This window comes from Bradyrhizobium sp., from assembly GCF_035701725.1.
Lineage (GTDB): Bacteria > Pseudomonadota > Alphaproteobacteria > Rhizobiales > Xanthobacteraceae > Bradyrhizobium.
Genome location: NZ_DASSRP010000035.1, coordinates 1 through 6,164, shown reverse-complemented (window position 1 = coordinate 6,164; position 6,164 = coordinate 1). Strand labels below are relative to the sequence as shown.

The window sequence follows — 6,164 nt, the reverse complement described above, 5'->3', positions numbered from 1 at the left end:
CTACCCTTGTCGAGCAAGAGCTCGATCCGCTCCCGCGCGGTCAGTTTGCCCCTCGCATGCTGGGCCGCGATGCGCTTTTCGCCGCCGCCGAGACGGGCGCCCGCGCGCCGTTCTTCAAGGGTGTCCAGAATGTCTTTCATGTCGTCCCAGCCTTGATCTTCCAGCCGAATTGCCCTGCGTTCTAACAGGCCTTGTGCGGTGAGGAAACGCCCTCGTCCGGCTTATCTGCGCCATTCGGCGGGCTTATCGGTGCCAATTGGCAGCATCGCCCGCGCCGCCTATCATGCCGGGCGTTGGATGGGGATCGGACCGATGGCAGAGACCGCAAGCGCCGAGACGACGGGCGCGGTATCGGGCGGGTTACGCAGCGTGCTGCGGCTCGAAGGGCTGGCGCTATTTGCGGGAATGACGCTGCTGTACTTCCTGTGGGGCGGCCCGTGGTGGCTCTATGTGGTGCTGTTTCTGTCGCCGGACCTCAGTTTCCTCGGCTATCTGGCGGGAGCGAAAATCGGCGCATGGACCTACAACGTCATGCATAGCACGGTCATTCCCCTGGGCATGCTGACCGTCGGCTTTGGCTTCGCTCCGCCGCTGGTGCTCTCGCTTGCTCTGATCTGGCTCGCGCATATCGGTTTCGATCGCGCGCTCGGCTACGGGCTGAAATATTCGACAGGCTTCGGCTTTACCCATCTCGGCAAAATCGGCAAGCAAGCGAACGGCTGAGGCGACGGTCTCTGAACTTCGCGCAGCGTTGCCGACTGATGCTTCGTTTCAGCTATGACCACGAGAACGGTGCGCTCCCTCTCCCTCAGGGAGAGGGTTGGGGTGAGGGTTTACGGTCCATCGTGGGACCAAAGCCCCTCACCCGGATCGCATCTGAAGATGCGATCCGACCTCTCCCACAAGGCGAGAGGTGAAACGAAGGCCTTCCCTATTTCTCCCCGACCTTGAATGGCGGCTCCTTGCCCGGCGGCACGGTTTCTTCCGCCATCGCCAGTATCATCGCCACCATCACGTAGTTGCCGGCCACCGCCGTCAGATCGACGATCTGCTGATCGTTGAACACCTTCTTCGCCCGCGCGAAGGTCTCGTCGGAGACCTTCTGCGTCGTCGTCAATTCGGTGACGAAGTCGTAGACGACGGCCTCATCCTCGGCCATTTTCGACGGTCGCTTGCCTTCCTTCACCTCGGCAATGATGTCGGCCGACAGGCCGGCCTTGGCCGCCAGCGGCGCATGCGCGAACCATTCGACCTGCGAGCGCCACTGCCGCCCGATGATGATGATCGCGAATTCGTTGAGCTTGGTCGGGACCGACGTCTCCCAGCGCAGATAGTGAAATAGATCGAACAGGCGCTGGCCGAGCACCGGACTGCGCATCAGCGGATTGTATGGGCCGCCGATGCCGACGCTCGAAATCTTCATGATCTCTTCGCCGAGCGGCTTCTGCGCCGCGCTGAGCTGATCCATCGTGAGCTGCGGAAAGCGCGGCTCCTTGCTTGTCGCGGGAGCCGCGAACATCGTCGCGGCGATCCAGCCGCCGGCCGCGGCCAGCACCGTCGACGATATCAGTAGGGCAGATTTCATGATTTCCTCCGGCTTGTTTTGTTGTTCTCGTGGAAAAGCCGCCGAAGTCTAGTGCGGTGAATTTGAAGTTCCTATCGGTTTCTCCGATATCTCCGTCATGGGAACTTGCCGCCGGATCATGGCTTGAGAACCGGATTGGTGTTGGGCGGCAGCGCCTCTTCTTTCTCAGCTTCGTCGGGGAGAACGTCGCCATGGACGGCGAGCGCGGGACCGATCCAGATCGGATCGTCGAGATGATCGCGGCGCGGGTTGGTTGTGTTCGGATGAACCAGAACGCTCAGGCGTCCGTGGTTGAGCATCAGCCACGGCACCAGGGTCGGAAACACTTCCGGCGCAAACGCAACCTGGTACATCGATTGGTCGTGCGGCCCTACCTTGGCATCGTGCCAGCGGCCGAGCGTTACCGAAAAACGTTCTCCGATCCAGCTCCGCAGCCGCTCGGCTTCCGCGCGCGTTGCCGGATCGTAATAGACATGGGCATGAAAGCTTGCGATTTCGCGTAAGCCTCTCGGGGCAGCGGGCGTTTCCATGGGCTATCCAGGGGCAAATGGGATCGGCGGCGACGACGATCCTATCACGGTGAAATGCTGACAGAAACTAGCGCACCCGGCCCGACAGCCGCAGCACGAAGATCAGGACTTCGGCGACCGCTTTGTAGAGCTCGGCCGGAATTTCGTCGCCGAGTTCGACGTTGGAGAGCGCGCCCGCCAGCACCTCGTTTTCCTCGATCGGGATATTGTGAGCCTTGGCGACCTCGATGATCTTCTCGCCCAGGGTGCCCTTGCCCTTGGCGACGACGCGCGGGGCACCGGTGCGATCGTAATGCAGCGCGACCGCGAGCTGGCTTTTGCCCCTCTCGCTCATGACGCGCGATCCAGGAAATGCCCGACCGGCGCTTTCGACGGCGGGGGCGGTGCGCCGTCGCGGACCACGATATCGCCGGGCGTCAGTTCGGCACGGCTCAAGGCTTGAGTCAGTTGCGAAACCCCTGCCCGCAATTGCGAAGCGGTCGAGGGCCGTTCGGCCCACATCTTCACGGAGGTGCGATCGCCATTGAGCGACACCAGCGCATGCACCGGACCCGCAGGTTCGACATTGAGCGAGAAGCGTGCGCGCCAGGTGGCTTTTGCCGCCGTTGCCTCGCGCCCGGTCGCATCGCGCGATATCTCGAACTGCGCCATCGCGGTGCCCTGCGGCGTCGCAAACGGAATCTCGAAATTCCAGCGCGGCGTGGCCGCATCGATGCGGGAGGCCGCAGCGTCGCCCTGTCCAGGCAGCGAGGCGATCTGCAACAGCGTCTGCCGCGCGATCGCGCCGTCGGTGTCGTCGAGCAGGTGTTGCAAAGCAGTGTTGACCGGCATGTGCGCCGAAAGCGTCGCCGGCGCCACCGGCTGGGCCGACGGCAGCGCGCCACCGATCGGCGGCGGCGGAATGTTGCTGCGCGCGAATTCCGCATCATCGGCGCCGACCGTCACACGCGCGCCAGTGGCCACCGGAATCAGCGACAGCAACTGGCCATTTTGCAGGACCAGGTTCGACGCGCTGCCGGCAACCACGGGCGAGCCTTGCAGCACTTCCTGCAACAGGTTGAGCGCGGCGCTTGAGGCGGCGGCGCGCGCCGCCGCATCCGCCGGGGTCGCTGCCGGCGCGAGCGTTGCACCGCCGATGGCAAGCTCGAGAACCTGTTGCACGGTCGTCGGCGCTGCATCAGGCGCCGAGGCTGCGGGCGTGACCGTGGCCGCCGTGGCGGGCGGCGCGACCAACAGAGCCGAGAGAATTTCCTGCGGCGCGGCTTGAGCGGCGGCAGCAGGCGCCCCGGCCTGCGCGAGCAGCTCGCTTGCCGCCACCAAAGCGGTGGCCGCGAGCGTTGCCGCAGGCCGTGCCGTGCCGGCGGTATCAGCGGTCGGGATCGCCGTGGCCGTCGCCGATGCCGCGCCCGTTGAAGGACCACCCGAGGACGTCGTCGCCTCGCTCGTCGCAACCGTCTGCGATGCGATCGCTTGCGTCGCCGCCGCCTGAGCGGCCGACGCGGCAAGCGGCGCGGCCGTGCCGGTCGTCGCCGTAACATCGGAAAGCGCTGAGGTCAGTGCCTGACGGAGCACGATCAACGCGGCTTTCAGATCGGGAACGCCGCTGGCCGTCGAGATCGATCCGGAGGCGAGCGAGCTCTCCAGGAAAATTCCGGAAGACTGGAATGCCTGCTGGATCGCCTCGCCGCTGAGATGGGGATCGAGCGTCGTCTGCTGCGCCAGCACCTGCACAACCGCCTGCTGAACCTGCGGCGGCAGGTTGGGAACGGCGGCAGCGACGTTGAGATCGGCAAATAGCGGCGCCAGCGAGGTCTGTTGGCTCACCGCCGTCTGTGCCGCAACCGAGACCGCCAACGTCTCAAGCGGCGTCAGCGGATTATTGGGAATGACCGCATCCACCGGCAGGTTGGCTGCGATGCTCGCGGCGAGCGAGGGCGAAAGCGTGACGATGGGGTCGGATGCTGCGGCGCCCGTGGCCCCTGCCTGGCCCGTAGTCGGCTGATTGACGATCGCAAGCCCTATTCCATTTGGCGTCTGCGATACCTGCAATTGCAGGGTTTGGCCGACCTGAAGCGGTACTTGCGTGGTCGCCTCGATGGTCTGATTGCCGATCGCGATTTGCACCTGGTCGGTGCCGAGAACCTGCAGGACTTCGGCGGTGATCACCTGCCCTGCCTGCAACAAGACGCCGCTGACCGGCGCGCTCGGCGCCGTCGCCGTCGTCGGCTGAAGGTTTGGATTGATCGTGATCGCCATGATCCACCGCGGCTGAAAACCCGGTGAGAGGCTAGCTTTGGGTCGTAAACCTCCCGTTAACCGACGCGCATGCGCCGACCACTAGCCGCCCTGATGCAGCGCCCGAAGAACCGCCGCGACCGCGTTGAAATCGAGGAGCTTTGCGGCTCTGCGCGCCGCCACCTCCTCGTCCACGCCCCATTTTTCGGCATTCCAGTCCTCGTCGACATGGGCCGCCGCCCAGGTCTGGTCGGGATCGATCACGCCGTGGAACAGCGCGAGCGCCAGAAGTGCGGAACCGGTCAGCGTCGTGATCACGTGCAGCGCCCCGATCCGCCAGGGATCATCCGGCAGCGCCGCGCGCGCGGCCGCCATTGCCTGGTCCGGTTGCTGGACATGCATGATGCCCTCGGCAAGCATGAAATGCGCGCCCAGCCTTTCGGCGGCCCAGAACAGGATCGGGTCCCAATGCTGGCTCTCTCGCGCCACCAGCCCTTCCGGATGACCGGCGCGATAGAACAGCAGGTCGGAGCCGAAATACTTCGCGACGTCTTCGCTGACGGCAGCGACGTTGTCGGCCACGCCCTGGACGACGCTGTTGGCAAAGCGCGTCAGCGGCATGGTCAGGGGATCGATGATTTCGCCTTGCGCGCGCCACTCCGCCGCGATCATGTCCGCAAGCGGACGCACGGGAACGACCACCGCGCGCCCAGAGGGCGTTTTGATCGGCTTGCCGTCAAGCGTGACGGTGTAGCCGCCGTCAGCTTCGCCGGTGGCCGCCTCGGCATAGAAGCGTTTGCGCTGAACCGCGCGGGCCGCGCGCTGCGCCGCCTTCATCGGGTTGGCTTCGGCCTGGCCGGCGATTTCGTCGAAGTGTTCGCGCATTTCGAGTTCGACTTCTGCTGTGTTAGCGTTCCCGATATAGATACGGCGCGGCAGCAGTGAAAGCGAGTCAGCATTCATGATAAACCCAGCGGCAGCGCGCCTTTTGGCCCTCGTCGGCGCCGTTCTATTTGTGGCAACGTCGCGCGGTGAAGCCGGATTCCGCTCGCCGGAGTCGCTGGTGCGCAATGTCTATGCGTATTATGGCGACCGAACCTCCTCCCTCTCGAGCGGACTGCCGCACGACGACGAGGCCGCGCGGCAGTTCTTCGATCCGGCGCTACGCGCGGCGTGGCGCACGCCGAACAAGGCGCCGTACGACTTTCTGGTGCAGAGCACGAGCTGGAAACTGGGCGGCGTGTCGATCTCCATTCTTCGCAGACAATTCGACAAGACTTACGTCGCCGCCGCTTTCGACAACCAGGGACGTCGCGTGATCATGAACTTCATTCTGGTGAATGGCCCAGAGGGCTGGCTGATCTACGATGTCGAGAGCCCGCACGATTCGTTGCGCGCATTTCTGGCGCAGTACGGAGATTAGTGGCTGCGCGGCCTCTTAATAGCTCCGCCCAGGCGCACGCATCGTTCACTCTTCCGGCGCGTGCTCGATCGGATCGAACCGGTCGGCCTCCAGGCCGAGCAGGTTCCACGATTGCAGCATATGCGGCGGCAGCGGAGCGGTGACATCGATCACCCCGCCGCGCGGGTGCGGGATCACGATCCTGCGGGCCAGCAAATGCAGGCGGTTCTGCAAACCGCCGGGCAGCTGCCAATTTTCCTTGTTGAAGTACTTGGGATCGCCGACGATGGCGTGGCCGATATGGGCCATGTGGGCGCGCAACTGATGCGTTCGCCCGGTCACCGGCTTCAACGAAACCCAGGCCAGCTTCTGCGCCGCGGTTTCCACCACCGCGTAATAGGTCACGGCATGG

The 6,164-nt window shown here is 64.6% G+C and carries 8 protein-coding genes; 2 read left to right on the top strand and 6 right to left on the bottom strand.

Annotation, left to right across the window (positions count from 1 at the left end):
* Positions 1–312: 312 nt before the first annotated feature.
* Entirely contained in the window at positions 313–723 is a 411-nt protein-coding gene (locus tag VFL62_RS02065) for a DUF4260 domain-containing protein (protein WP_325170717.1), read from the top strand.
* A 208-nt stretch (positions 724–931) separates the two neighbouring features.
* Here VFL62_RS02065 and VFL62_RS02060 read toward each other — a convergent pair whose 3' ends face one another.
* The 5 genes from VFL62_RS02060 to VFL62_RS02040 form a co-directional block, all read right to left on the bottom strand.
* Positions 932–1,585: a carboxymuconolactone decarboxylase family protein gene (locus tag VFL62_RS02060; protein ID WP_325170716.1), complete on the bottom strand. Its 654-nt coding sequence runs from the start codon at positions 1,583–1,585 to the stop codon at positions 932–934.
* Positions 1,586–1,701: 116 nt separating this feature from the next.
* Positions 1,702–2,115, bottom strand: a complete 414-nt coding sequence (locus VFL62_RS02055) for a DOPA 4,5-dioxygenase family protein (RefSeq protein WP_325170715.1) — start codon at positions 2,113–2,115, stop codon at positions 1,702–1,704.
* 67 nt (positions 2,116–2,182) lie between these two features.
* Entirely contained in the window at positions 2,183–2,449 is a 267-nt protein-coding gene (locus VFL62_RS02050; protein WP_325170714.1) for an EscU/YscU/HrcU family type III secretion system export apparatus switch protein, read from the bottom strand.
* On the bottom strand, positions 2,446–4,371 hold the full coding sequence (locus VFL62_RS02045) for a flagellar hook-length control protein FliK (protein ID WP_325170713.1): 1,926 nt from the start codon (positions 4,369–4,371) through the stop codon (positions 2,446–2,448). Before VFL62_RS02045 ends, VFL62_RS02050 begins: the two co-directional genes overlap by 4 nt.
* Before the next feature lie 81 nt (positions 4,372–4,452).
* A complete protein-coding gene (locus tag VFL62_RS02040; RefSeq protein ID WP_325170718.1) occupies positions 4,453–5,235 on the bottom strand; it encodes an ATP12 family chaperone protein in 783 nt (260 codons plus the stop codon).
* A 76-nt stretch (positions 5,236–5,311) separates the two neighbouring features.
* On the opposite strand from VFL62_RS02040, the gene VFL62_RS02035 reads away from it, so the two are divergent.
* On the top strand, positions 5,312–5,773 hold the full coding sequence (locus VFL62_RS02035) for a hypothetical protein (protein ID WP_325170712.1): 462 nt from the start codon (positions 5,312–5,314) through the stop codon (positions 5,771–5,773).
* Positions 5,774–5,818: 45 nt separating this feature from the next.
* Here VFL62_RS02035 and VFL62_RS02030 read toward each other — a convergent pair.
* On the bottom strand, positions 5,819–6,164 hold a 346-nt coding region (locus tag VFL62_RS02030; RefSeq protein ID WP_325170711.1), incomplete at its 5' end, for a pseudouridine synthase.

Excerpts from the sequence above, each read along its gene's own strand:
- VFL62_RS02065 (WP_325170717.1), top strand. The coding sequence starts at position 313 with ATGGCAGAGACCGCAAGCGCCGAGACGACGGGCGCGGTATCGGGCGGG.
- VFL62_RS02060 (WP_325170716.1), bottom strand. The coding sequence starts at position 1,585 with ATGAAATCTGCCCTACTGATATCGTCGACGGTGCTGGCCGCGGCCGGC.
- VFL62_RS02055 (WP_325170715.1), bottom strand. The coding sequence starts at position 2,115 with ATGGAAACGCCCGCTGCCCCGAGAGGCTTACGCGAAATCGCAAGCTTT.
- VFL62_RS02050 (WP_325170714.1), bottom strand. The coding sequence starts at position 2,449 with ATGAGCGAGAGGGGCAAAAGCCAGCTCGCGGTCGCGCTGCATTACGAT.
- VFL62_RS02045 (WP_325170713.1), bottom strand. The coding sequence starts at position 4,371 with ATGGCGATCACGATCAATCCAAACCTTCAGCCGACGACGGCGACGGCG.
- VFL62_RS02040 (WP_325170718.1), bottom strand. The coding sequence starts at position 5,235 with ATGCGCGAACACTTCGACGAAATCGCCGGCCAGGCCGAAGCCAACCCG.
- VFL62_RS02035 (WP_325170712.1), top strand. The coding sequence starts at position 5,312 with ATGATAAACCCAGCGGCAGCGCGCCTTTTGGCCCTCGTCGGCGCCGTT.